At 63.2% G+C, this 23,318-nt stretch carries 19 protein-coding genes; 13 read left to right on the top strand and 6 right to left on the bottom strand.

Annotation, left to right across the window (positions count from 1 at the left end; translation table 11 throughout):
• Positions 1 to 127: 127 nt before the first annotated feature.
• Genes rsmA through E2H86_RS10125 form a run of 4 tightly spaced genes read right to left on the bottom strand, consistent with a single transcriptional unit; the run spans position 128 to position 6,009 of the window.
• Positions 128 to 928, bottom strand: coding sequence for a 16S rRNA (adenine(1518)-N(6)/adenine(1519)-N(6))-dimethyltransferase RsmA (gene rsmA, locus E2H86_RS10140; protein WP_133327296.1), 801 nt, complete (start codon positions 926 to 928; stop codon positions 128 to 130).
• Positions 925 to 1,914 (bottom strand): 4-hydroxythreonine-4-phosphate dehydrogenase PdxA, encoded by a 990-nt coding sequence (gene pdxA, locus E2H86_RS10135; RefSeq protein WP_133327294.1) that lies wholly within the window; start codon positions 1,912 to 1,914, stop codon positions 925 to 927. The genes rsmA and pdxA overlap by 4 nt, the downstream gene beginning before the upstream one ends.
• Entirely contained in the window at positions 1,911 to 3,230 is a 1,320-nt protein-coding gene (surA, locus tag E2H86_RS10130) for a peptidylprolyl isomerase SurA (RefSeq protein WP_133327292.1), read from the bottom strand. The genes pdxA and surA overlap by 4 nt, the downstream gene beginning before the upstream one ends.
• A complete protein-coding gene (locus tag E2H86_RS10125; RefSeq protein WP_133327290.1) occupies positions 3,211 to 6,009 on the bottom strand; it encodes an LPS-assembly protein LptD in 2,799 nt (932 codons plus the stop codon). The genes surA and E2H86_RS10125 overlap by 20 nt, the downstream gene beginning before the upstream one ends.
• 131 nt (positions 6,010 to 6,140) lie before the next feature.
• On the opposite strand from E2H86_RS10125, the gene E2H86_RS10120 reads away from it, so the two are divergent.
• Genes E2H86_RS10120 through E2H86_RS10110 form a run of 3 tightly spaced genes read left to right on the top strand, consistent with a single transcriptional unit; the run spans position 6,141 to position 8,594 of the window.
• Positions 6,141 to 7,160, top strand: coding sequence for an aminoglycoside phosphotransferase family protein (locus E2H86_RS10120; protein ID WP_133327288.1), 1,020 nt, complete (start codon positions 6,141 to 6,143; stop codon positions 7,158 to 7,160).
• Positions 7,157 to 7,828, top strand: coding sequence for an N-acetylmuramate alpha-1-phosphate uridylyltransferase MurU (gene murU, locus E2H86_RS10115; RefSeq protein ID WP_133327286.1), 672 nt, complete (start codon positions 7,157 to 7,159; stop codon positions 7,826 to 7,828). Before E2H86_RS10120 ends, murU begins: the two co-directional genes overlap by 4 nt.
• 1 nt (position 7,829) lies before the next feature.
• Positions 7,830 to 8,594 (top strand): TerB family tellurite resistance protein, encoded by a 765-nt coding sequence (locus tag E2H86_RS10110; protein WP_133327284.1) that lies wholly within the window; start codon positions 7,830 to 7,832, stop codon positions 8,592 to 8,594.
• A 39-nt stretch (positions 8,595 to 8,633) separates the two neighbouring features.
• Here the strand turns inward: E2H86_RS10110 and E2H86_RS10105 are convergent, their stop codons facing one another.
• Complete coding sequence (locus tag E2H86_RS10105) at positions 8,634 to 9,629, bottom strand: alpha/beta hydrolase family protein (protein WP_133327282.1); 996 nt, start codon at positions 9,627 to 9,629, stop codon at positions 8,634 to 8,636.
• A gap of 95 nt (positions 9,630 to 9,724) precedes the next feature.
• On the opposite strand from E2H86_RS10105, the gene E2H86_RS10100 reads away from it, so the two are divergent.
• The 9 genes from E2H86_RS10100 (at position 9,725) to trpE (ending at position 20,425) form a co-directional block, all read left to right on the top strand.
• Complete coding sequence (locus E2H86_RS10100) at positions 9,725 to 12,130, top strand: PAS domain-containing sensor histidine kinase (RefSeq protein WP_133327280.1); 2,406 nt, start codon at positions 9,725 to 9,727, stop codon at positions 12,128 to 12,130.
• Positions 12,127 to 12,756 carry a response regulator gene (locus E2H86_RS10095; RefSeq protein WP_133327279.1) on the top strand — a complete coding sequence of 210 codons (630 nt, stop codon included), beginning with the start codon at positions 12,127 to 12,129 and terminating at the stop codon, positions 12,754 to 12,756. The genes E2H86_RS10100 and E2H86_RS10095 overlap by 4 nt, the downstream gene beginning before the upstream one ends.
• 139 nt (positions 12,757 to 12,895) lie before the next feature.
• Positions 12,896 to 14,020 carry an ABC transporter ATP-binding protein gene (locus E2H86_RS10090; protein ID WP_133327277.1) on the top strand — a complete coding sequence of 375 codons (1,125 nt, stop codon included), beginning with the start codon at positions 12,896 to 12,898 and terminating at the stop codon, positions 14,018 to 14,020.
• A gap of 40 nt (positions 14,021 to 14,060) precedes the next feature.
• Positions 14,061 to 15,095 (top strand): ABC transporter substrate-binding protein, encoded by a 1,035-nt coding sequence (locus tag E2H86_RS10085; RefSeq protein WP_133327275.1) that lies wholly within the window; start codon positions 14,061 to 14,063, stop codon positions 15,093 to 15,095.
• 65 nt (positions 15,096 to 15,160) lie between these two features.
• Positions 15,161 to 16,408 carry an ABC transporter permease gene (locus E2H86_RS10080; protein ID WP_133327273.1) on the top strand — a complete coding sequence of 416 codons (1,248 nt, stop codon included), beginning with the start codon at positions 15,161 to 15,163 and terminating at the stop codon, positions 16,406 to 16,408.
• 11 nt (positions 16,409 to 16,419) lie between these two features.
• The gene (locus E2H86_RS10075; protein ID WP_133327271.1) at positions 16,420 to 17,247 is read left to right on the top strand and encodes an ABC transporter permease; all 828 of its coding nucleotides are present in this window, start codon (positions 16,420 to 16,422) and stop codon (positions 17,245 to 17,247) included.
• 136 nt (positions 17,248 to 17,383) lie between these two features.
• Positions 17,384 to 18,058: a ribulose-phosphate 3-epimerase gene (rpe, locus tag E2H86_RS10070; protein ID WP_133327269.1), complete on the top strand. Its 675-nt coding sequence runs from the start codon at positions 17,384 to 17,386 to the stop codon at positions 18,056 to 18,058.
• On the top strand, positions 18,055 to 18,873 hold the full coding sequence (locus E2H86_RS10065) for a phosphoglycolate phosphatase (protein ID WP_133327267.1): 819 nt from the start codon (positions 18,055 to 18,057) through the stop codon (positions 18,871 to 18,873). The genes rpe and E2H86_RS10065 overlap by 4 nt, the downstream gene beginning before the upstream one ends.
• Before the next feature lie 70 nt (positions 18,874 to 18,943).
• Complete coding sequence (trpE, locus tag E2H86_RS10060) at positions 18,944 to 20,425, top strand: anthranilate synthase component I (protein ID WP_133327265.1); 1,482 nt, start codon at positions 18,944 to 18,946, stop codon at positions 20,423 to 20,425.
• A gap of 31 nt (positions 20,426 to 20,456) precedes the next feature.
• Here trpE and estP read toward each other — a convergent pair whose 3' ends face one another.
• On the bottom strand, positions 20,457 to 22,346 hold the full coding sequence (estP, locus tag E2H86_RS10055) for an esterase EstP (protein WP_133327263.1): 1,890 nt from the start codon (positions 22,344 to 22,346) through the stop codon (positions 20,457 to 20,459).
• A gap of 369 nt (positions 22,347 to 22,715) precedes the next feature.
• Here estP and E2H86_RS10050 point away from each other — a divergent pair, with 369 nt between their 5' ends.
• The gene (locus tag E2H86_RS10050; protein ID WP_133327261.1) at positions 22,716 to 23,309 is read left to right on the top strand and encodes an aminodeoxychorismate/anthranilate synthase component II; all 594 of its coding nucleotides are present in this window, start codon (positions 22,716 to 22,718) and stop codon (positions 23,307 to 23,309) included.
• Positions 23,310 to 23,318 lie beyond the last annotated feature (9 nt).

The raw sequence follows: 23,318 nt of genomic DNA, 5'->3' as shown, positions 1-23,318 counted from the left end.
CGGACGCAAAATACTGCAGTGCTTGCAGTCTAGGCCATTGGGAGGGGGGAGGGCCAGCGGGAGGGAATGCTGCTGTGTGTGCCGACCGCTTCGCGGGCATGTGCCGCGAAGCGGTCGGCGCGGCTGATCAGCCTTGCTGGTTGGCCAACTGATCGGCCAGGCGTACGAATGCGGCCAGGTCGAGCTGTTCGGGGCGCAGGCTGCCGTCCACGCCAGCTGCTTCGATGGCTTGGCTGTCGAGCAGACCTTTGAGGGTGTTGCGCAGGGTTTTGCGCCGCTGGTTGAAGGCCTCGCGAACCACGCGTTCGAGCAGTGCCGGGTCCTTGGCGGGATGAGGCAGCACTTCGTGCGGCACCAGGCGGACGATGGCCGAATCGACCTTCGGTGGCGGATTGAAGGCCCCTGGGCCGACGTTGAACAGATGTTCGACCCGGCAGTGGTATTGCACCATGATCGACAGGCGGCCCCAATCGCCGCCGCCCGGGCCGGCGGCCATGCGCTCGACCACTTCCTTCTGCAACATGAAGTGCATGTCGCGGATCAGGTCGGCGTGGCTGAGCAGGTGGAAGATCAGCGGGGTGGAGATGTTGTAGGGCAGGTTGCCGACGACTTTCAGGCTGCGCGGTGGCACGCCGAGCTGGTTGAAGTCGAACTTCAGGGCGTCGCCCTGGTGCAGGCGGAAGTTGCCGGCTTCGGCGAACTTGTGCTGCAGGATCGGAACCAGGTCCTTGTCCAGCTCCACGACATCCAGTTGCGCGCCGCTGCCCAGCAGGCCTTCGGTCAAGGCGCCCTGGCCAGGGCCGATTTCCAGCAGGTGCTCGCCGGCCTTGGCGTTGATCGCCCGCAAGATGCGGTCGATGATCCCTGCGTCGTGCAGGAAATTCTGGCCGAAGCGCTTGCGCGCCCGGTGTTGGTAGTGCTCGTTCATGGTCGGTTCTCGGCCATCTGGTAGGCGGTTTGCAGGGCGACCCGCAGGCTGCCGGTGTCGACCTTGCCGCTGCCGGCCAGGTCCAGGGCGGTGCCATGATCGACCGACGTGCGGATGATCGGCAGGCCCAGGGTCACGTTGACCGCCGCGCCGAAGCCTTTGTACTTGAGTACGGGCAGGCCTTGGTCGTGGTACATCGCCAGCACTGCGTCGCAGTGCTCCAGATATTTGGGGGTAAACAGGGTATCGGCCGGCAGCGGGCCGCGCAGGTCCATGCCTTCGGTGCGCAAGCGGGCCAATGTCGGTTCAATGATGTCGATTTCTTCGCGGCCCAGATGGCCGCTTTCTCCGGCATGCGGGTTGAGCCCGCACACCAGTATTCTCGGATTGGCAATGCCGAACTTGCCCTGCAGGTCGGCATGCAGGATGCGGGTGACGCGCTCAACGCGCTCGGCGGTGATGGCGTCGGCGATCTCACGCAGTGGCAGGTGCGTGGTCACCAGGGCGACACGCAGACCGTGCGTAGCGAGCATCATCACCACTTGCGGCGTGTGGGTCAGGTCGGCAAGAAACTCCGTATGCCCGGAAAAGCCAATCCCGCTTTCGTTGATCACCCCTTTGTGTACGGGCGCGGTGATCATCCCGGCGAAATCGCCATCCAGGCAGCCGGTGGCCGCACGGGTCAGGGTTTCAAGGACGAAGGCGGCGTTGGCCTTGTCCAGCTGTCCGGAGACCACGGGTGCCGCCAGCGGTGTATCCCATACATACAGGCTGCCGGCGGGTGCCGGTTGCTCGGGCCAGTGGCCCGGCATGACCGGCATCAGGTCGACAGCCAACCCCAGCTGGGTGGCCCGCTCGGCGAGCAGGTCACGGCTGGTGATGGCGATCAGGGGGTATGGCTGGTGCTCGGCGGCGAGCAGCAGGCAAAGGTCGGGACCTATGCCGGCCGGCTCGCCGGGCGTGACGGCGAAGCGCAGGGGTTTCACTGGGCGGCCTGGTCAGCGCCAGGCAGCTTGATTTCGACGTAGGCTTCGTCGCGGATCTGGCGCAGCCAGGTCTGCAGCTCTTCATCGTACTTACGGTTACGCAGGACGTTCAGTGCCTGTTGCTCGCGCGCCTGTTCGGTGCTGTCGGTGGCGCGACGGCCCAGCACTTCGAGGATATGCCAGCCGTACTGGGTACGGAACGGACGGGTCACTTGACCCTGGGCGGCATTGGCCATCTGTTCGCGGAACTCCGGTACCAGGCTGTTCGGGTCGACCCAATTGAGGTCGCCGCCGTTCAGAGCGGAGCCCGGGTCTTCCGAGAAGCTCTTGGCCAGCTCGGCGAAATCTTCGCCATTCTGGATGCGCTCGTACAGGCGTTCGGCCAGTTGCTCGGTGGCCGCGTCGCTGCGGATTTCGCTTGGCTTGATCAGGATGTGGCGCACGTGGACTTCGTCGCGCAGGACGTTCTCGCTGCCGCCGCGTTTCTCCTCGAGCTTGAGAATGATGAAGCCATTGGGGATGCGGATCGGCTGGGTGATGTCGCCGACAGCCATGCTGCTGAGCATCTTGGCGAAGTCAGGTGGCAGTTGACCGGCTTTGCGCCAGCCCATCTCGCCGCCTTCCAGGGCGTTCTCGCTGGCCGAGCGGGCAATCGCCAACTGGCCGAAGTCGGCGCCTTGCTTGAGTTGCTGGTAAACATCGCCGACCTGGCGCGCGGCGGCCTGGATAGCCTCCGAGTTGGCCGATTCCGGGGTCGGAATGAGGATGTTGGCCAGGCGGTACTCTTCCGACATCTGCATCTTGCCCAGGTCCGAGTTGAGGAAGTTCTTCACTTCCTGCTCGGATACCTGGATGCGCTCGGCGACGCGGCGCTGGCGCACGCGGCTGATGATCATCTCGCGCTTGACCTGGTCGCGGGCGTCGTCGAACGACAGGCCGTCGTGGGCCAGGGCGGCGCGGAACTGATCCAGGGACATGCCGTTTCGCTGCGCGATGGTGCCGATGGCCTGGTTCAGTTCTTCGTCGGTGATGCGGATGCCGGAACGCTCGCCGATCTGCAGTTGCAGGTTCTCGACGATCAAGCGCTCGAGGACCTGCTGCTCCAGGGCGCCGGCAGGCGGTACGCCGCCGCCGCGCTTGGCGATGGTCTGCTGTACTTCACGTACGCGCTGGTCCAGCTGGCTTTGCATGACCACATCGTTATCGACGATGGCCACCACGCGGTCCAGAGGTTGCACCGCGGCATGCACCGCGCCGCTCAGCAATGCAGCGCCCAACAGCAGTGGGCGCAGTCGATCAATAAGCTTGGTCTTCACGTGTACGATAACCTTGAATGCCTTCGTCGAGGAAAGACTCGACCTTATTGCCTACGACACCGCCGAGGCCCTTGAGGACGATTTGCAGGAACACGCCGTGGTCGCCTTTTTCGTTCTGAGGCGCGGCTTGGCTGAAGTCGTCGTAGTCGAGCCAGTAACGGTTGATCAGGCGCAGCTTCCAGCAGCAGTTGTCATACTCGAAACCGCCCATGGCTTCCAGGGTACGGTTGCGGTTGTAGTCGTGCTGCCAGCGGGCGATGACGCTCCATTGAGGCACGATTGGCCAGATGACCGAGAAGTCGTGCTGCTGGATCTTGTAGTAGTCCTTGATGTAGTTCGGATCGCCCGGAGTCCCATAGTCGCCACCCTCGCCCCAACGGCCGGTCAGCGGGTCGTACCGAACGGTGTCGTTGCGATAGCGATAACCGACGTTGACGATCTTGTTCGGGTTCTCTTGCGGCTGGTAGTGGAACATCGCGCTACCCGAGCGTGGCTTGTGGCTGTCCGGGTCCCAGTTGTAGTCCGCGTTCAGGCGCCAGTCGCGGTTGAAGGCGAGCATGTACTCCAGCGCGTATGGCGATACATCGGACTGCGAGCTGTCGCGGGTACGCCAGTCGATGCCTGGCAGCTGGACTTTGCGATCCTTGAAGTACAGTGCTTGGCCGACGCTGATGCGCTGGCGCTCGAAGCCGTCGTCCTGGATCCAGCGGTTGGTCACGCCCAGCGACAGCTTGTTCTCGTCACCGACGCGGTCGGAGCCGGAGAAGCGGTTTTCGCGGAACAGCGAGCCATAGTTGAAGTACGTTTCGCTGGTGTCGAAGACTGGAATGTCTTTCTGGTCTTCGTACGGCACGTAGAGGTAGAACAGGCGCGGTTCGAGGGTCTGGCGGTAGTTCTCGCCGAACCACTGGGTGTTGCGGTCGAAGTACAGGCCGCTGTCGACGCTGAAGATCGGTACGCTACGGCTCTGGGTGCTGGAGAAGTCGCCTTGCAGATCGCGCGTGGCGTCGCTGGCCCGGGCCAAGTCGCCCTTGCCCTCGCTGTCCAGGTCCAGATCGTAGTGGGTATACATGTAGGTCAGCTTAGGCTTGACAAAGCCATAGCTGGCCTCCATCGGCAGGCTTATGGCCGGAGCTACGTTCAGACGGGTGCCGTTGGCGCGTGCCAGGCCGAAGACGTTTTCGTCCAGACGCTGACCTTGGCTACCAGCTGTGGTATCTAACTGGCCATCTTCGTTGAAGACAGGGCCTGTCCGCAGGTCGCGTTCGAAGCGCACAGCTTCCGTCTTGTAGCTGAAGTCCAAACCACCTGGATGGTACGGCAGCATTCCATTGAAGGTGATCTGCGGCAGCTTGTCATACGGCGTAACCCTCGAGATGGTGGTCATCTCGTAGGCATGCATGTTGAACCGCGCGGTGTAATCGTCACCACGATAGGTCAAGGCACCCTGCTGGTTAACCGCATCACGGCTCTCTACGCCAATCTGGTCGGTTTCCAAATCCTGGAAGTAGAACGGATCGCTGATATCGGTGTAATCAACCTCGGTCATCAGGCGCTCGTCCAGGCCACCTTTATGCTGCCAGTTGATCATCCAGCGCTGATCTTTGTAATCAGTCTGTTCCTTGCGATCGTCGTTCTTGTCGTTCAGGTACGCGCCACCGAACTGGCCTTCGCTGGACTTGGTCAGGTAGCGGAACTCACCTTCCATCAGCAGGCCACGCTTGGTCATGTAGCGCGGGTACAGCGTGGCGTCGTAGTTCGGCGCCAGGTTGAAGTAGTACGGCGTGACCAGCATGAAGCCGGTGTCGCTGCTGGTGCTGAACGAAGGCGGCAGGAAACCGGACTGGCGACGGTCGTCGATCGGGAAGTAGATGTACGGTGTGTAGAACACCGGGAAATCCTTGACCCGCAGGGTGACGTTGGTCGCGGTGCCGAAACCGGTGGCTGGGTTCAGGGTGATGTTGTTGCCCTTCAGCTGCCAGGCGTTGCTGCCCGGTTCGCAGGTGGTGTACGTACCGTCCTTGAGACGGATGATGGCGTTTTCGCCACGCTTGGCGTACAGGGCGTTGCCGCGGATGTGCGACTTGTGCATCACGTATTCGGCGTTGTCGACCTGGGCTTCGCCGGTGTCCAGCTGAATCTGTGCCTCATCGCCGACGACCAGCGAGCCGTTGTCGCGGATCTTGACGTTGCCCTTGAGCTCGCCACGGTTCTCGGCCTGGTACAGGTTGGCCTCATCGGCCTCGGCCTGCATGCTGCCCTGGCGCATGATCACGTCACCGGCGAGGGTGGCGATCTGCTGCTCCTGTTGGTATTTGGAGACCTTGGCGTTGATGTAGGTCGGCGATTCGTCCTTCGGCGTGGTGTCAGCCATGCCTGGGCGTTGCGGCTCGATATAGGCGCCACCGCAGTACGGGCCGGTCTCGGCCAGCTGCGCAGCCGTGAGCTTGTCACGTGGCACCCAGTCCAGGTGGCTGTAGTCCTCGCTGCGTGACTTCAGGCCACGGCCCTTGGCCTCGGTGACCAGCATCGGCTTTTCGGACTCGGCTTCGCTCGCCTCGGTACCGGAGGTCAGCGCGGCGCCATCGTGCACGGGGCGCGGTGGCAGGTTGCTGGTCGGGGTCTTGGGCTTGCAGTCCCAACCACCGGAGGCGGACACTTGGCAGTCGAACTGCTCGGCAGCCACTACGTACGAGGTGGCCAGTGGTTGAAGGGCCAGCAGACCGCCGGTGACCAGCAACGGAAACTTTCTACGAAACGCGGGGGATTTCAATGCCATCTTATTAGTCCGGGCTTCCTGCGTGCCATCTGCCCGCGTGTGGGGGCCGCACGCCTCTCGATGGTCTGAAAAAGATGCTGGATAATAAAGCATGACCCGCTTGACGGCTAGGGCCGTCGGAGACCCTTGTAATGCCTGAACACGATGTACGCCTGCAACAACTGACTGTCTGGCTCGCCGAACAGCTCGAGAATCTGTACCGCGACAATGCCTGGGGCAGCATGCCCGAAGGTACCCTGACCGCCGCCAGCAGCGACGCGAGCTTCCGTCGTTACTTTCGCTGGCAGGGCGAGGAACGCACGTTCGTGATCATGGATGCGCCGCCTCCCCAAGAGAACTGCCGACCTTTCGTCGAAATCGATCATTTGCTGGCCAGCGCTGGTGTGCACGTGCCGGTCATCCATGCGCAGGACCTTGAGCGTGGCTTCCTGCTGCTCGGTGATCTGGGGCACCAGACCTATCTGGACATCATTGATGCCGACAACGCCGACAGCCTGTTCAGCGATGCCATCGCGGCGCTGCTGAAATTCCAGCGCCTGCCGATGACTGCGCCGCTGCCAAGTTACGACGACGCGTTGCTGCGCCGCGAGGTCGAGCTGTTCCCGCAGTGGTACGTGGCGCGGGAGTTGGGCCGTGAGCTCACGCCAGCCCAGCAAGCGCGTTGGCAGCGAGTCAGCCAGTTGCTGATCGACAGTGCCCTGGCCCAGCCCAAGGTGCTGGTGCACCGTGACTACATGCCGCGCAACTTGATGCAGAGTGCCCCAAACCCTGGTGTGCTGGATTTTCAGGACGCCGTTTACGGCCCTGTCACTTACGACATCACCTGTCTGTTCAAGGATGCCTTCCTCAGCTGGCCCCAGGCCCGTGTCGAGGGTTGGTTGCGTGACTATTGGGAGCAGGCCCGCGCCGCAGGCATTCCGGTCCAGGCCGATTTCGATGCATTCCACCTCGCCAGCGACCTGATGGGCGTACAGCGCCACCTCAAGGTGATTGGTATCTTTGCGCGCATCTGCCACCGTGATGGCAAGCCGCGTTATCTGGCCGACGTGCCGCGCTTCTTCGCCTATATAGATGAGGTGATCGGCCGCCGTGGACAATTGTCCGAACTGGGCGAGCTGATTGCCGAACTGAAGGCCGAGGCGCATTCATGAAGGCGATGATCCTGGCAGCAGGTAAAGGTGAGCGGATGCGTCCGCTGACCCTGCACACGCCAAAACCCCTATTGCCGGTCGCCGGCCAGCCTTTGATCGAGTACCACCTGCGTGCGCTGGCCGCTGCAGGCTTCACCGAGGTGGTGATCAACCATGCCTGGCTTGGTCAGCAGATCGAAGACCATCTGGGTGATGGCAGCCGTTTCGGCCTGAGTATCCGCTACTCGCCGGAAGGCGAACCGCTGGAAACCGGCGGTGGGATCTTCAAGGCCTTGCCGTTGCTTGGTGAGGCGCCGTTCCTGCTGGTCAACGGCGATGTCTGGACCGACTACGACCTTGGCCGCCTGCGTGCTCCCTTGCAAGGCTTGGCGCACCTGGTGCTGGTCGACAACCCCGGCCATCACGGGCGCGGCGATTTCCGTCTGCAAGGTGCCCAGGTAGTCGATGGTGACGATGCCCCCGGCACCCTGACGTTCAGTGGTCTCTCGGTGCTGCACCCGGCCTTGTTCGAGGGTTGCCGGCCTGGCGCCTTCAAGCTGGCGCCACTGCTGCGCCAGGCGATGGCCGCAGGCCAGGTGAGCGGCGAGCACTACCAGGGCCGCTGGGTCGATGTCGGCACCCAGGAGCGTCTGGCGGAAGTCGAGCGGCTGATCGGCGAGCGCGCCTGAAATGTGGTGGCCAGGCACGGTGATCGGATTGGGCGCCGGTTTCGCGGTCGCCAGCATCCCTGGGGCGCTATTGGGCGGATTGCTCGGCCAGGCCATGGATCGGCGCCTGCGCGTGCAGGGCTGGGACGACATGCGCGAGCGTCTGGGCGGGCGCCCGGCCCTGCGCGACGAGGAGTTGCTCTTCGTGCTGCTTGGGCGTCTGGCCAAGAGCGATGGGCGGGTGCTCGAGCAGCATATCCAGCAGGCCCGCCAGGAGATGCAACGCCTGCACATGGCCGATGCGGCGCGCCTGCGTGCGATTGCCGCATTCAACCGTGGCAAGGCCGGCAAGGATCGACTGGCCAGCCACTTGCGCCGTATTCGCCTGCAGCCCCATGCTGCCGAGGGCACCCTACGCGCCTGTTGGCGGATGGCCTGGGCCGACGGCAAAGCCGGACAGCATGAGCGCGACCTGTTGCTGGACTGGGGGCAGAAGCTGGGACTGAGTCGGCGCCAGGTGCAGGCGATGTCGCTGGAGTACGAGCCGCGCCAGGCTGCGGCCAGCAGTGGCGTGATGACCTACGCCGCAGCGCTACGGCTGCTGGGCGTCGAGGCCGATACCGAAGGTGATCGGGTCAAGCAGGCGTATCGGCGTTTGGTGAGCAAACATCACCCGGACAAACTCGCCGGTAGCGAGGCCAGTGAGGTGCAGGTGCGCGAGGCGACCGAGCGCACGCGCGAGCTGCACCAGGCCTATGCCCTGGTCCGCAAGCGTCGGGGGCTGTGATCCCCCTTCGCGCGCCAGCCTGCAGAGGCTGCTACAGGGCTAATCCTGCGGCATGATCCACCCCCTGACCCGGCGGAACAGTTGTTCCTGCTCGGACTTGGGATTTCCCGGCATGGCGATCAGCGACAGTTGTTTGTACTGGCTGTCCTTCTGCCGCTTGCTGGCCTGCAAGCGCAACCTGGCAGCGTTGCGGTCCGCGCTGCGCGTCGCGAAATAGAAATCGGCGGTCGGTACCTTGAGCGTCGGCGCCAGGGCCTCGAGGTCCTGCTCGACCCTGGCCGGGGTTTGTGCGGCCACCATCACCAGCTTTTGCACCTGCGGGGGCTGCTTCTCGCTCAGGTAACGTGCGGCCCAGTAGGCACCACTACCATGGCCGATCAGCACGATGCTGCGCGAGTTCTGCTGCTGGGCGTAGGCGACTGCTGCGTCGAGGCGGGCGAAGATGCGCTCGGCATCGGCTGGGTCATTGTGCTCGGTGGCCTCCTCTGCATCGGTGGCCTCGGCGGTGTCGGCATCGGCGGCGGTCGCCTGGGCGACGTTGGCGTTGGCGTCGTCCGGAGTGTCCTTGGCCGGCGCACTTTCGCCCTGGCCCTGCTCCTTGGATGGGGTTGGCTTGGTCTCGACCCTTGCCTGAGGGCGGTCGGCCAACAGGTCCGGCAGGCTGACACTCAGACTGTGCCAGCCGATATCGGGGAATTTGCGCCGCAACGGGCCGACGACGTCGGGCCAGTCGGCGCTCTCGCCGGCACCGGGCACGATGATCACCGCACCCTGCGGGTCGGCATCGTTGGCGGGTTTCCATAAAGCCAGGAAACGTTCATCACCTGCCTGCAGAGTCTGTTGTTCGGCCTTCGGCACGCTGGCCTCCAGTGCCAAGGCATCTTCCCGACTGCGCTCCAGCAGGGGGGCACGGGTCACGGCGGTAGCGGCCTCGGCTGCCGGTTGTGCGGGTTCGGCGTCGGCGGCGTGGGCCGCAAGTGGAAAGAACGAGGCCAGGCAGCACATTGCCAGCGTCGTGCGATAAAGTGTGGACATGAATCAACCCAAGGCCAGAATGATACCGGCAGCCTAATAGTATTTGCCCGCGACGGCCATGCTGCATGGCCGTCCTTGCCAGGACGAGCGTGTAGATGAAGCGAGTGCGTCGCCTGTTGCTTATCGGCTGCCTGTGGCTGCCCTTGATGGCCTGGGCCATCCCGGAAGTGTCCTCGGTGGTGGTGCTCGAGCCTGCGCAGCAGCAATGGCTCGAGGATCACCGCAACCTGCGTGTCGGTGTCGTCCTGCAAGCGCCGTATGCCCAGTTCGACCGGCGCTTGCAGCAGCTTTACGGGGCCAACGTGGAGCTGGTCAACGAACTTGCTCAGGCGCTGCGGTTGGACCTCACCTGGCGCACATTCGCCGATCAGGCCAGTCTCGAACAGGCTCTGCAGGCCGGCCAGATCGATTTCGCTCCCGGCCTGACCCAGACGCCCGCCAGCCTGCGCCTGTGGTCTTTCAGCGACCCCTACATGCGTGTGCCGCAACTGCTGGTGGGGTTGCGCGGCACCAGCCAGACGGCGGTGGAGTTGGAGAAGCTCGGCGCCGATGAGCGGGTGGCGGTGCGCATGCCCAGCGCTCTTGCCGACTATCTGCGCGCCAACTACGGCCATCTCAACCTGCAAGGGGTTCCCGGCGAGCGCGAGGCGCTGCAATGGGTGATCGGTGGCCAGGTCAGCTACGCCGTGCTCGACGAGGCGCAGCTCAGCCGCTTGTCCCGCGAGAGCGAGTTCGGCGAGTTGGTGGTGGTGGGCGACATCGGCTTGCCGCAACTGCTGCGGATCGGCTCCCGGCGCGATTGGCCGATGTTGGCCGAGGTTTTGGAAAAAGGTCTGCAGGCCATGCCGGCAAAGGCACTGGAACAGCTACACAGTCGGTGGTTGCAGCCGCGCTACACACGTTTGAGCGAGTCGCCAGGGTTTTGGCAAAACCTTGCCTGGCTGTTCGGCATGGCGCTGTTGTGCGCCATTGCCACCTTGATCTGGCAGCGTCGCCAGCAACAGCGCCTGGAGCGTGACCTGCTGGCGGCGCGCGAGCACCTCGCCGAGCGGCAGGTCCGCGAAGAGGCTTTGCGCCTGAGTCAATTTGCCAGCGACCAGAGTACGGTGGGCATTCTCTGGGTCAACTGGGACAGCCATGTCCGCTATGCCAACCGGGCCGTCCAGCACATGCTGGGGTATGCCGAGGACGAGCTGCTGGAGCGCCCGTTGGTGAACTTCGAGCCACAGCTGACCATGGATCGCTGGCTGGAACTGTGGAAGGGCGCGCGTGGCGGCGACCCCACCCTGGCAGAGTTCGAGACCCACTGCCTGCGGGCCGATGGCACTCTGATGCCGGTGGCGTTGTCGCTGAGTTTTCTGCGCTTTCGCGACGCCGAATACCTGGTGGTGTACCTCACCGACGTTACCGAGCGCCAACGGGCAATGGCGGCACTGCGCGAGAGCGAGGCTCGGCTCAAGGGCATCGCTGCCAACGTCCCGGGGCTGGTGTTCAGGCTGGAGCGCGACCCTGCCGAAGGCGACCTGGAGTTTCCCTACATCAGTGAGGGCAGCGAGGCGCTGGTCGGCTACCTGCCCAGTGAGATTCAGCATCCGCAGATGGGCCTGCGCAATCTGGTCCATCCTGACGACCGTGCCGACTATCACCGGGTCCAGGACCTGGCCCTGGCCAGCGAGCAGGACTGGTCCTGGCAAGGGCGCATCCTCACCCGCCACGGCGAGCAACGCTGGGCCGACATCAAGGCCAGTACGCGGCGTCTGGCCAACGGCCGGGTGGTCTGGGATGGCATCGTCTGGGACATCACCCAGGGCAAGCGTGCCGAACTGCAGTTGGCGCGCTCGCAGGAACAGTTGCGCGAGCTGTCGGCGCACCTGGAAAGCGTGCGCGAGGAGGAGAAGGCACGCATCGCCCGTGAAGTGCACGATGAGCTGGGCCAGATGCTCACTGTGCTCAAGCTCGAGGTGTCGATGTGCGAGCTGGCCTATGCCGACCTGGATCCTGGATTGGGCGAGCGCATGGCGAGCATGAAGCGACTGATCGCGCAGTTGTTCCAGCTCGCCCGGGATGTGGCCAGCGCATTGCGTCCGCCGATTCTCGACGCGGGCATCGCCTCGGCCATCGAGTGGCAGGCGCGGCGTTTCGAGTCGCGCACGCAGATCCCCTGTCTGGTGCAAGTGCCGGATAATCTGCCAGCATTGAGCGATGCCAAGGCCATTGGCCTGTTTCGCATTCTCCAGGAGGCGCTGACCAACGTCATGCGCCATGCCCAGGCGCATAGCGTGGAGATCGAACTGGTGCATGAGCGTGCTCAGCTGCGCATGGCGATCAGCGACGATGGCATCGGTTTCTGCCGCGACCAGGCGCGACCTTCGTCGTTCGGCCTGGTGGGCGTGCGCGAGCGGGTGTTGATGCTCGGAGGCAGCATGACGTTGGACAGCAAACCCGGCGAGGGCACCAGCCTGAGCGTGACGATTCCGTTGGAAACAGGAGAGCGAGCGTGATTCGAGTGCTGGTGGCCGAAGACCACACCATCGTCCGTGAAGGCATCAAGCAACTGATCAGCCTGGCCAAGGACATGCAGGTGGTCGGCGAAGCGGGCAATGGCGAGCAGCTGCTCGAGGCCCTGCGTCACACGCCGTGCGAGGTGGTACTGCTGGATATTTCGATGCCGGGGGTCAATGGCCTCGAGGCGATCCCACGGATTCGTGCCCTGGCCGAGGCGCCGGCGATCCTCATGCTGTCGATGCACGACGAAGCACAGATGGCCGCTCGAGCGCTCAAGGCGGGTGCCGCCGGCTATGCCACCAAGGATAGCGATCCGGCGTTGCTGCTCACCGCCATTCGCCGGGTGGCCGGTGGCGGGCGTTACATCGATCCGGCCCTGGCCGACCGGATGGTCTTCGAGGTGGGCCTTACCGAAACGCGACCCCTGCATACGCTCTTGTCGGAGCGCGAGTTCTCGGTATTCGAGCGCTTGGCCCGGGGCGCCAACGTCAACGACATCGCTCAGCAACTGGCGCTGTCGAGCAAGACCATCAGCACCCACAAGGCGCGCCTGATGCAGAAGCTGCGAGTCAACTCGCTGGCCGAATTGGTGAAGTACGCCATGGCCCACAAGCTGATCTGAATACGACATGCCTGTAGGGCGATCCCTACAGTGAAATCTCCATCAGGATGATGAGATTCTCTCAGTAGCCCCGATTTCCGGGCACGCGCGGCTCTTCTACGCTGTGGCCCACGCAGTCATCCAAGAAAAAGGTGCAGGCATGAGCGAGGCGAATTCGAACGCCGTCAGCGGCGAGACGCTGGTCAGCTTCCGAGGGGTGCAGAAGAGCTACGACGGCGAATCGCTGATCGTCAAGAACCTCAACCTGGACATCCGCAAAGGCGAGTTCCTGACCTTGCTCGGGCCGTCCGGTTCGGGCAAGACCACCAGCTTGATGATGCTCGCCGGCTTCGAAACGCCAACGGCGGGTGAAATCCAGCTGGCAGGTCGCTCGATCAACAACGTGCCGCCGCACAAGCGCGACATCGGCATGGTGTTCCAGAACTACGCGTTGTTCCCGCATATGACCGTGGCCGAGAACCTGGCTTTTCCATTGAGTGTGCGCAACCTGAGCAAGCCCGATATCAGCGAGCGGGTCAAGCGCGTGCTCGGCATGGTCCAGCTCGATGCCTTCGCCCAGCGTTACCCCGGGCAGCTTTCGGGTGGGCAGCAGCAGCGGGTGGCACTGGCCCGGGCCCTGGTCTTCGAACCGCAGCTGGTGCTGATGGACGAACCGCTCGGCGCGCTCGACAAGCAGTTGCGCGAACACATGCAGATGGAGATCAAGCACATTCATCAGCGTCTGGGCGTGACCGTGGTCTACGTGACCCACGATCAGGGCGAGGCGTTGACCATGTCCGACCGGGTGGCGGTGTTCCACCAAGGCCAGATCCAGCAGATCGCCGACCCCCGGACCCTCTACGAAGAGCCCTGCAATACCTTCGTCGCCAACTTCATCGGTGAGAACAACCGCATCAACGGCATTCTGCTGGCCAGTGACGGCGAGCGCTGCCAAGTCCAGTTGGCGCGTGGGGAGCGCGTCGAGGCGCTGGCGGTGAATGTCGGTCAGGCCGGCGAGCCGGTGACATTGTCGATCCGCCCCGAACGCGTACGCCTCAATGGCCACAGCGAGCGGTGCGTCAACCGCTTCTCCGGTCGGGTCGCCGAGTTCATCTATTTGGGCGACCACGTGCGGGTCCGCCTGGAGGTCTGCGGCAAGGCCGATTTCTTCGTCAAGCAGCCGATCGCCGAACTCGACCCGGACCTGGCTGTGGGCGATGTGGTGCCGCTGGGCTGGGCAATCGAGCATGCTCGTGCGTTGGACCCGATGGCTGACGCTCATTGATGGACCGCTTCACCAACCCTGTACTGTGGAGAGAATAATAATGCGCAAGCAGTTGAAGATGACCGCCCTGGCTCTGGGGCTGTGCGTAGCCGGCCAGACCCTGGCGGCGGAACTCACCGTGGTGTCCTTCGGCGGTGCCAACAAGGCGGCCCAGGTCAAGGCGTTCTACGAACCCTGGGAAAAGGCAGGCAAAGGCAAGATCATCGCCGGGGAGTACAACGGTGAAATGGCCAAGGTCAAGGCCATGGTCGACACCAAGAGCGTGTCCTGGAACCTGGTCGAGGTCGAGTCGCCGGAACTGGCCCGAGGCTGTGACGAGGGCATGTTCGAGGAGCTCGATCCGTCGTTGTTCGGCAATGAAGCCGACTACGTCAAGGGCGCCATCCAGCCATGCGGCGTAGGCTTCTTCGTTTGGTCGACGGTCCTGGCTTACAACGCCGACAAACTCAAGACCGCGCCTACCAGCTGGGCCGATTTCTGGGATACCAAGAAATTCCCGGGCAAGCGTGGCCTGCGCAAGGGCGCGAAGTACACCCTGGAGTTCGCTCTGATGGCCGACGGCGTCGCGCCCAAGGACGTCTACCAGGTACTGGCCACCAAGGAAGGCGTGGATCGCGCCTTCAAGAAACTCGACGAACTCAAGCCGAGCATCCAGTGGTGGGAAGCCGGTGCCCAGCCGCCGCAGTACCTGGCTTCGGGTGACGTGGTCATGAGCTCTGCCTACAACGGCCGCATCGCTGCCGTACAGAAGGAGAGCAACCTCAAGGTGGTGTGGAACGGCGGCATCTACGACTTCGACGCCTGGGCCATTCCGAAAGGCGCCAAGGATGTGGAAGAAGCGAAGAAGTTCATCGCCTTCAGCGTGCAGCCTGAGCAGCAAAAGACCTATTCCGAGAACATCGCCTATGGCCCGGCCAACACCAAGGCGGTAGACAAACTCTCGGACGAGGTGAAGAAGGACATGCCGACCACGCCTGAGAACATCGCCAACCAGGTGCAGATCGACGTCGCCTTCTGGGCCGACAACAGCGAGCAGCTGGAGCAACGCTTCAACGCCTGGGCGGCCAAGAAGTAAGGCGTCTGGTCAGGGCGTCGGCCAGCGGGCTGGCGCCCCTCGTTACCTTGTTCACGGAGTTCGCCATGGCCATTTCAGTGCCACTTAATGAAGGCGCAGGTCCTAGCCTCAAGCAGCGCCTCAAGCACGCCGAGCGGGTCAACCGCTGGAAGGCGCAGGCGTTGATCGCGCCGTTGGCGCTGTTTCTCCTGCTGGTGTTTCTGGTGCCGATCGCCGCGCTGTTGTACAAGAGCGTCGGCAATCCCGAGGTGGTCGCTGGTCTGCCGCGCACTGTCGAGGTGGTGTCGCAGTGGGATGGCAAAGGGCTGCCTGATGAAGCGGCCTACCGGGCGCTCGGCCAGGACCTTGCCGAGTCGCGCAAGAACCAGACCCTGGGCGATCTTTCCAAGCGCCTGAACATGGAGCTTGCCGGCTACCGCAGCCTGCTGGCCAAGACCGCGCGGGCGTTGCCATTCAAAAGCGAGCCCGCTTCCTACAAGGATGCCTTGCAGGCCTTCGACGAGCGCTGGGGAGATCCTGCCTACTGGCAGGCGATTCGTCGTAATACCAGCCAAGTCACGCCGTTCTACCTGCTGGCCGCGCTCGACCACCGCATCGACGACCTGGGCGAGTTGGCCAAGGCCACGCCCGACCAGGCCATCTACCTGGATATCTTCACCCGGACCTTGTGGATGGGCGTGGTGATCACCGTCATCTGCCTGGTCCTGGCCTACCCATTGGCCTACCTGCTGGCCAACTTGCCGACCCGGCAGAGCAACCTGCTGATGATCCTCGTGCTGTTGCCGTTCTGGACCTCCATCCTTGTGCGGGTCGCCGCGTGGATCGTGCTGCTGCAGTCGGGCGGCCTGATCAACAGTGCGCTGATGGCGTTGGGCATCATCGACCAGCCGCTGGAACTGGTGTTCAACCGTACCGGGGTGTACATCTCGATGGTGCACATTCTCCTGCCGTTCATGATCCTGCCGCTGTACAGCGTGATGAAGGGCATTTCGCCCACCTATATGCGTGCGGCGATTTCCCTGGGCTGCCATCCCTTCGCCAGCTTCTGGCGGGTGTACTTCCCGCAGACTTACGCCGGGGTCGGTGCCGGATGCCTGCTGGTGTTCATCCTGGCCATCGGCTACTACATCACGCCGGCGCTGCTGGGCAGCCCGAACGACCAGATGGTCAGTTACTTCGTGGCTTTCTACACCAACACCAGCATCAACTGGGGCATGGCCACTGCGCTGGGCGGCCTGTTGCTGTTGGCCACCGTGCTGCTGTACCTGATCTATAGCTGGCTGGTCGGCGCCAGCCGCCTGCGCCTGAGCTGAGGAGCCTCGTCATGCTGAGCCCATACATGTCGCCTGTGGAGCGAGTCTGGTATTACAGCCTGCGCATCCTCTGCGGCCTGATCCTGCTATTCCTGGTATTGCCGGTCCTGGTCATCGTGCCGTTGTCGTTCAATGGCGGCAGCTTCCTGGTCTATCCGCTGCAGGGCTTTTCGATGCAGTGGTACCACGACTTCTTCGCCTCGGCCGAATGGATGCGGGCGCTGAGGAACAGCATCATCGTCGCCCCGGCGGCCACTGCGTTGGCCATGGTGTTCGGTACGCTCGCGGCGATCGGCCTGACCCGAGGCGATTTTCCCGGCAAGTCGCTGGTGATGGCGCTGGTCATTTCGCCGATGGTGGTGCCGGTGGTGATCATTGGCGTTGCCAGCTACCTGTTCTTCGCCCCGCTGGGGCTGGGCAACAGTTTCATCTCGTTGATTCTGGTGCATGCGGTGCTGGGCGTGCCGTTCGTCATCATCACCGTCTCGGCCACCCTGCAGGGCTTCAATTACAACCTGGTGCGAGCCGCGGCAAGCCTGGGCGCTTCACCGCTGCTGACCTTCCGTCGGGTGACGTTGCCATTGATCGCGCCTGGGGTGATTTCCGGTGCGCTGTTCGCCTTCGCCACTTCCTTCGATGAGGTGGTGGTGACGCTGTTCCTCGCCGGCCCGGAGCAGGCGACCCTGCCGCGGCAGATGTTCAGCGGCATTCGCGAGAACCTGAGCCCGACGATTGCCGCAGCCGCGACCTTGCTGATCGCGTTCTCGGTGGTGTTGTTGCTGACCCTGGAGTGGTTGCGCGGGCGTAGCGAGAAGTTGCGCACCCAGCAGCCGGGGTGACGACCTGCTGCCTGCCCCAGCCCCTTGGCGGGGCAGGTATCGTCCGTTGGTAGACACCCATTGATGCCAATCAGCCCTGATCGGTTTCCCTGAGTTACAATGCGCGCCACCGTGATTCTTGCCCAACAGGTGCGCCATGCAGCCCTACGCTATTGCCCCCTCCATTCTCTCTGCCGACTTCGCCCGCTTGGGTGAGGACGTCGACAAGGTGCTGGCCGCCGGCGCCGACATCGTGCACTTCGACGTGATGGACAACCACTACGTACCCAACCTGACCATTGGTCCGATGGTCTGCAGCGCGCTGCGCAAGTACGGCGTCACCGCACCGATCGATGTGCACCTGATGGTCAGTCCGGTTGATCGCATCATCGGCGATTTCATCGAAGCCGGTGCCACCTACATCACCTTTCACCCGGAAGCCTCGCAGCACATCGACCGCTCGCTGCAGTTGATCCGCGACGGCGGCTGCAAGGCCGGCCTGGTATTCAACCCGGCAACCAGTCTGGATGCGCTGAAGTACGTGATGGACAAGGTCGACATGGTCCTGCTGATGAGCGTCAACCCTGGCTTCGGTGGACAGAAATTCATCCCCGGGACTCTCGACAAGCTGCGCGAGGCGCGGGCTCTGATCGACGCCAGCGGGCGCGACATCCGTCTGGAGATCGACGGTGGCGTCAACGTCAACAATATCCGTGAGATCGCCGCCGCCGGTGCCGACACCTTCGTCGCCGGCTCGGCCATCTTCAACGCCCCGGACTACCAGGAGGTGATCGCCAAGATGCGCGCCGAACTGGCCCAGGCCCGCCCATGAGCGGCTTCGAGCAGCTGTTCCCGGGGACGCTGCCCAGGCTGGTGATGTTCGATCTGGACGGTACCCTGATCGACTCGGTACCGGACCTTGCCGCCGCCGTGGACCGCATGCTGCTCGAACTGGGGCGACCGCCTGCTGGCCTCGAGGCCGTGCGCCATTGGGTAGGCAATGGCGCCCAGGTCCTGGTGCGCCGAGCCCTGGCCGGCGCCATCGAGCATGATGATGTGGACGATGCCCTGGCTGAACAGGGCCTGGCCTTGTTCATGGAGGCCTATGCCGAGAGCCACGAACTGACCCAGGTCTACCCTGGGGTCAAGGACACCTTGGCGTGGCTGCGCAAGCGAGGCGTAGAGATGGCGCTGATCACCAACAAGCCGGAACGATTCGTCGGCCCGCTGCTCGATCAGATGAAGCTTGGTCGCTATTTCCGCTGGATCATTGGCGGAGACACGCTGCCACAAAAAAAACCCGATCCCGCTGCATTGTTGTTCGTCATGCAGATGGCCGGCGTGAGCCCCACACAATCGCTGTTCGTCGGCGATTCGCGCAGCGATGTACTGGCTGCCAAAGCCGCAGGCGTACAGTGTGTGGGCCTGAGCTACGGCTATAACCATGGCCGGCCGATCAGCGACGAAGCGCCGAGCCTGGTGGTCGACGATCTGCGGGCGCTGTTGCCTGGTTGCTTAGATGCCGCCACTGGGATAACGTTGGCGGATCTTCAAGCCTCACAAGACAGAGAGTCCACCGTGGCGGTAACTGGCAAGTTCTGGATGAAAGTCATCAAGGCCCTGGCCCGTTGGCGCTGGCGCGCCTGACTTTTGCCCGCCGGCGCCCGCCGGCCCGTCCGCTTGCCCGACTCTATTGCTGCTTGCCACGAGGCTACCCATGACCCGCGAAGAATTCCTGCGCCTGGCCGCTGCCGGCTATAACCGCATTCCCCTGGCCTGCGAAACCCTGGCCGACTTCGATACCCCGCTGTCGATCTACCTGAAGCTGGCCGATCAAGCCAATTCCTATCTCCTCGAGTCCGTCCAGGGCGGCGAGAAGTGGGGGCGTTATTCGATGATCGGCCTGCCGTCGCGCACCGTGATGCGTGTCCACGGCTATCACGTCAGCATCCTGCAGGATGGCGTCGAGGTGGAAAGCCACGACGTCGAGGACCCGCTCGCGTTCGTCGAAACCTTCAAAGATCGCTACGAGGTCGCAGATATTCCTGGCTTGCCACGCTTCAACGGCGGTTTGGTCGGTTACTTCGGCTATGACTGTGTGCGCTACGTGGAAAAACGCTTGGGCGCCAGCCCGAATCCGGACCCTTTGGGCGTGCCGGACATCCTGTTGATGGTTTCCGACGCGGTGGTGGTGTTCGATAATCTGGCCGGTAAGATGCACGCCATCGTCCTCGTCGATCCCGCCGAGGAGCAGGCCTTCGAGAACGGTCAAGCGCGCCTGCAGGGCCTGCTGGAGAAACTCCGCCAGCCGATCACCCCGCGCCGTGGCCTGGACCTGAGCGGCCCGATGGCCGCCGAGCCGGAATTCCGCTCCAGCTATACCCGCGACGATTACGAGAATGCGGTAGGGCGTATCAAGGAATACATCCTGGCCGGCGACTGCATGCAGGTGGTGCCGTCGCAACGTATGTCGATCGACTTCAAGGCTGCGCCGATCGACCTGTATCGGGCACTGCGCTGCTTCAACCCCACACCCTACATGTACTTCTTCAACTTCGGCGACTTCCATGTGGTCGGCAGCTCGCCGGAGGTGCTGGTACGGGTGGAAGACAACCTGGTCACCGTGCGCCCGATCGCCGGCACCCGCCCGCGCGGCGCCAACGAGGAAGCAGACCGGGCGTTGGAGGACGACCTGCTGTCGGACGACAAGGAGATCGCCGAGCACCTGATGCTGATCGACCTGGGTCGCAACGACGTTGGCCGGGTCTCGTCCACCGGTAGCGTGCGCCTGACCGAGAAGATGGTCATCGAGCGTTACTCGAACGTGATGCACATCGTTTCCAACGTCACTGGCCAACTGCGCGAAGGCCTGACCGCCATGGACGCCCTGCGGGCGATCCTGCCGGCCGGCACTTTGTCGGGGGCTCCGAAGATTCGCGCCATGGAGATCATCGACGAGCTCGAGCCAGTCAAGCGCGGCGTTTACGGGGGCGCAGTCGGTTATTTCGCCTGGAACGGCAACATGGACACGGCGATTGCCATCCGTACCGCGGTTATCAAGGACGGCGAACTGCACGTGCAGGCCGGTGGCGGCATCGTCGCCGATTCGGTGCCCGCAGCGGAGTGGGAAGAGACCATCAACAAACGTCGGGCGATGTTCCGGGCTGTGGCGCTGGCTGAGCAGACTTCGGCCAAATAAATGGATTGGGGCTGCTTTGCAGCCCCGCAATTCAGAAGTCGACACTAACCCCCAAACTCACCCCTTGCTGCGTCAACTCATCGCTCTTGCGCCAGTTATAATTCCCGCGCAAGTGCACCCCCGCTACCACTTCATGGCTCACCCCCAGGCTTGCCCGGGTCAAGTCGCTGTGTGGCGTGTAGCCGGTCAGAGTGAAGTCATTCGCCGGCAAGCTTGTCAGGTGCATCGTCACATCCTGCTGGTCATCCTCGAACTCATGTTCCTGCGCGATCTCGGCGAACAGCCGGGTACTCGGCAGCACCTGCACACTGCCCAGCAACCCTACCCCCAGGCGGCGTGAGGTACGCTCCTGGTCATCGAAGCCTAGCGCCGTAGAGCGCGCGCTTTTCTCGTCATAGCCGTCGACCTTCACCCGTGCATAGTCGGCGCTGATGAACGGTGCCAACTGCCAAGTGCTGCCTTCGCTCGCCAGGTTGTAGCCCAGTCGTCCCGACATCGCCCAGGCCTCGCCATCGGTATCGCCCTTTTCGCTGCGCTCATTCACGCCCAGAGCAAAGGTGCGTTTGAGGTTGCTGTAGTCCAAGTGCCCAGCCGTCAGTGCGGCATCGGCCCACCAGCGGTCCTGGCGGTATTGGGCGAATGCGCTGGCCAAGTAACTGTTCAGCTTGTAGTCCGAGTCATTTTCGCCGGCTTCCAACTTCTGTCGGTAGGCGCCACCGGCCAGGCCTACGCGCCAGGCATCGTTCAAGCGGTAGCTGCCGCCCAGGGTCAGGTTGTAGCCACGGCCATCGCCGCTGGCTGCGCTGCGCTGGCCGTCGAAGTCCAGGTCCTGGGCGCCGGTGGCGACGAAGGCCTGCCATTGGCCAACCGCTTGCCAGGGGGTTTGCCACTGGTTGCGCAGTTCGTCCTGGTGGGCGCGCAGGCTGGCGTGGGCCATTTCGGGTAGCAGGGTCAGTTCCCAGGGGGCCGCGATGATCGAATAAGCGTAATCGGCGATCAGTTGCTGGCCAGCGATGGTTGGGTGCACCGAGTCGTTGAACAGCAGTTTGGTCGGGTCAGGCGTGGGGCCGTTGATGCCATACACCGGGTTTTCCACGCAGCCTTCGCCGCTGTAACAGCTACCGACCTGGTTCTGGTCGCTGGCCAGGCCGAACTGGCTCGGGCTGGCCAGCGCTTCGCTCAGCAGCAAAGGGATGTTCAGTGGGATGATTTCGGCATCGATCTGCCCCAATTGGCCGAGCAACGACTGGTTGAACGCACCGGACAGCAACGACAGCGGATTCTGCTGTGGTGTACCGCTGAAATTGGGCGTTTGGCCAAGGTCGGGCAGCAGCCAGACCATGATATAGCGGGCGCCGCCTTGCTGCAGGGCCTGGGCGCTGGCGGCCAGACGGGCACCTGCGGCCACAGCGTCGGCTGGGCTATTCACCAGGCCTTGCAGAAAGGCATTGCCGCCGCCGGTCAGATAGTACAGTGCGTTCGGATCAGCACGCAGGCTATTGGCCAGGTAGCCCGGTTTTTCACGCAGTACCAGCCCGGCACCGAGGCGCCCTGGCGGGATGACCGTCTTGGAGGTATCGGTGATCGAATCCAGGATCTGCTGAGTGGTGTAACCGCCTACTGCCCAGTTGTTGCCGTCGGGCTGAATGGCCACTGAGGTGGAAGGGTTCAAGTCATTCGGACTTACCCCCAGTCGCCCACCCAGGATCATCGGCGACACCGGCGCATAGTTGCCATTGGCATCGCGGTTGGTGAATCGCATGGCCGGTGAGCTGCCTAGCACGTTGGGAAACTGCCCGGCGTCGCTGAGGCTGTCGCCAAACACGATCAGCGTGGAGTAGGGCGAGGGTGCGGCGAATACCTGGCTGCAGGCCAAGGCCAATGAGGCGAGGGTAAAGCGCAAAAACGGGGCTTTTCGCATCGGAGAACATCCTTTTCTTTGTTTTTATGAAGGACTGCCCGATCGACCTTAACAAATCGCCGTGCATCCCTCCCAAGTCCATTCGTTTCCCCGTGTTTGCAGGCATATTGCGCCCGCCGCCCCGGTAGGCTACTGTGCCACGACGTATGAGCGAGACCTATCCTGTGTTGATCGTCAGTAAACTCTTGATGCGCGTAATCAAGGCCCACGCCCGTTGGCGTTGGCGCGCCTGACTTTATCCCCTGCCGGCCCGTCCGGCCCGCCCCCGTTTGCCTTTCTGTCTACCACGCTTTTGTGGCAAAGCCGCGCCTGTGGCGGGTGCAGGAAGGTTCGAATTCTGAAGTCAGTAGATTCAAGAGGTTTAACCCGATGTTACTGATGATCGACAATTACGACTCATTCACTTACAACGTCGTCCAGTACCTGGGCGAGCTGGGTGCCGAGGTCAAGGTCATTCGCAACGACGAAATGACCATCGCCCAAATCGAAGCCCTTAATCCCGAGCGCATCGTCGTCTCGCCGGGCCCGTGCACGCCGAGCGAAGCGGGCGTTTCCATCGAAGCCATCCTGCACTTCGCCGGCAAGTTGCCGATTCTGGGTGTGTGCCTGGGCCATCAGTCCATCGGCCAGGCCTTCGGTGGTGACGTGGTCCGTGCCCGCCAGGTGATGCATGGCAAGACCAGTCCGGTGCATCACCGCGACCTGGGTGTCTTCAGCGGCCTGAACAACCCGCTGACCGTGACCCGCTATCATTCGCTGGTGGTCAAGCGCGAGACCCTGCCCGACTGCCTGGAAGTCACCGCCTGGACAGCCCTGGAAGACGGCTCGGTCGACGAGATCATGGGCCTGCGTCACAAGACCTTGAACATCGAAGGGGTGCAGTTCCACCCAGAATCGATCCTCACCGAACAGGGCCACGAGCTGTTCGCCAATTTCCTCAAACAGACCGGCGGCCTCCGCTAAGGATCGAAC

This window comes from Pseudomonas putida (assembly GCF_004357765.1).
Taxonomy (GTDB): domain Bacteria; phylum Pseudomonadota; class Gammaproteobacteria; order Pseudomonadales; family Pseudomonadaceae; genus Aquipseudomonas; species Aquipseudomonas putida_U.
Note: the sequence above shows the minus strand (reverse complement) of the source record. Positions and strands in the feature narration are given on the sequence as shown.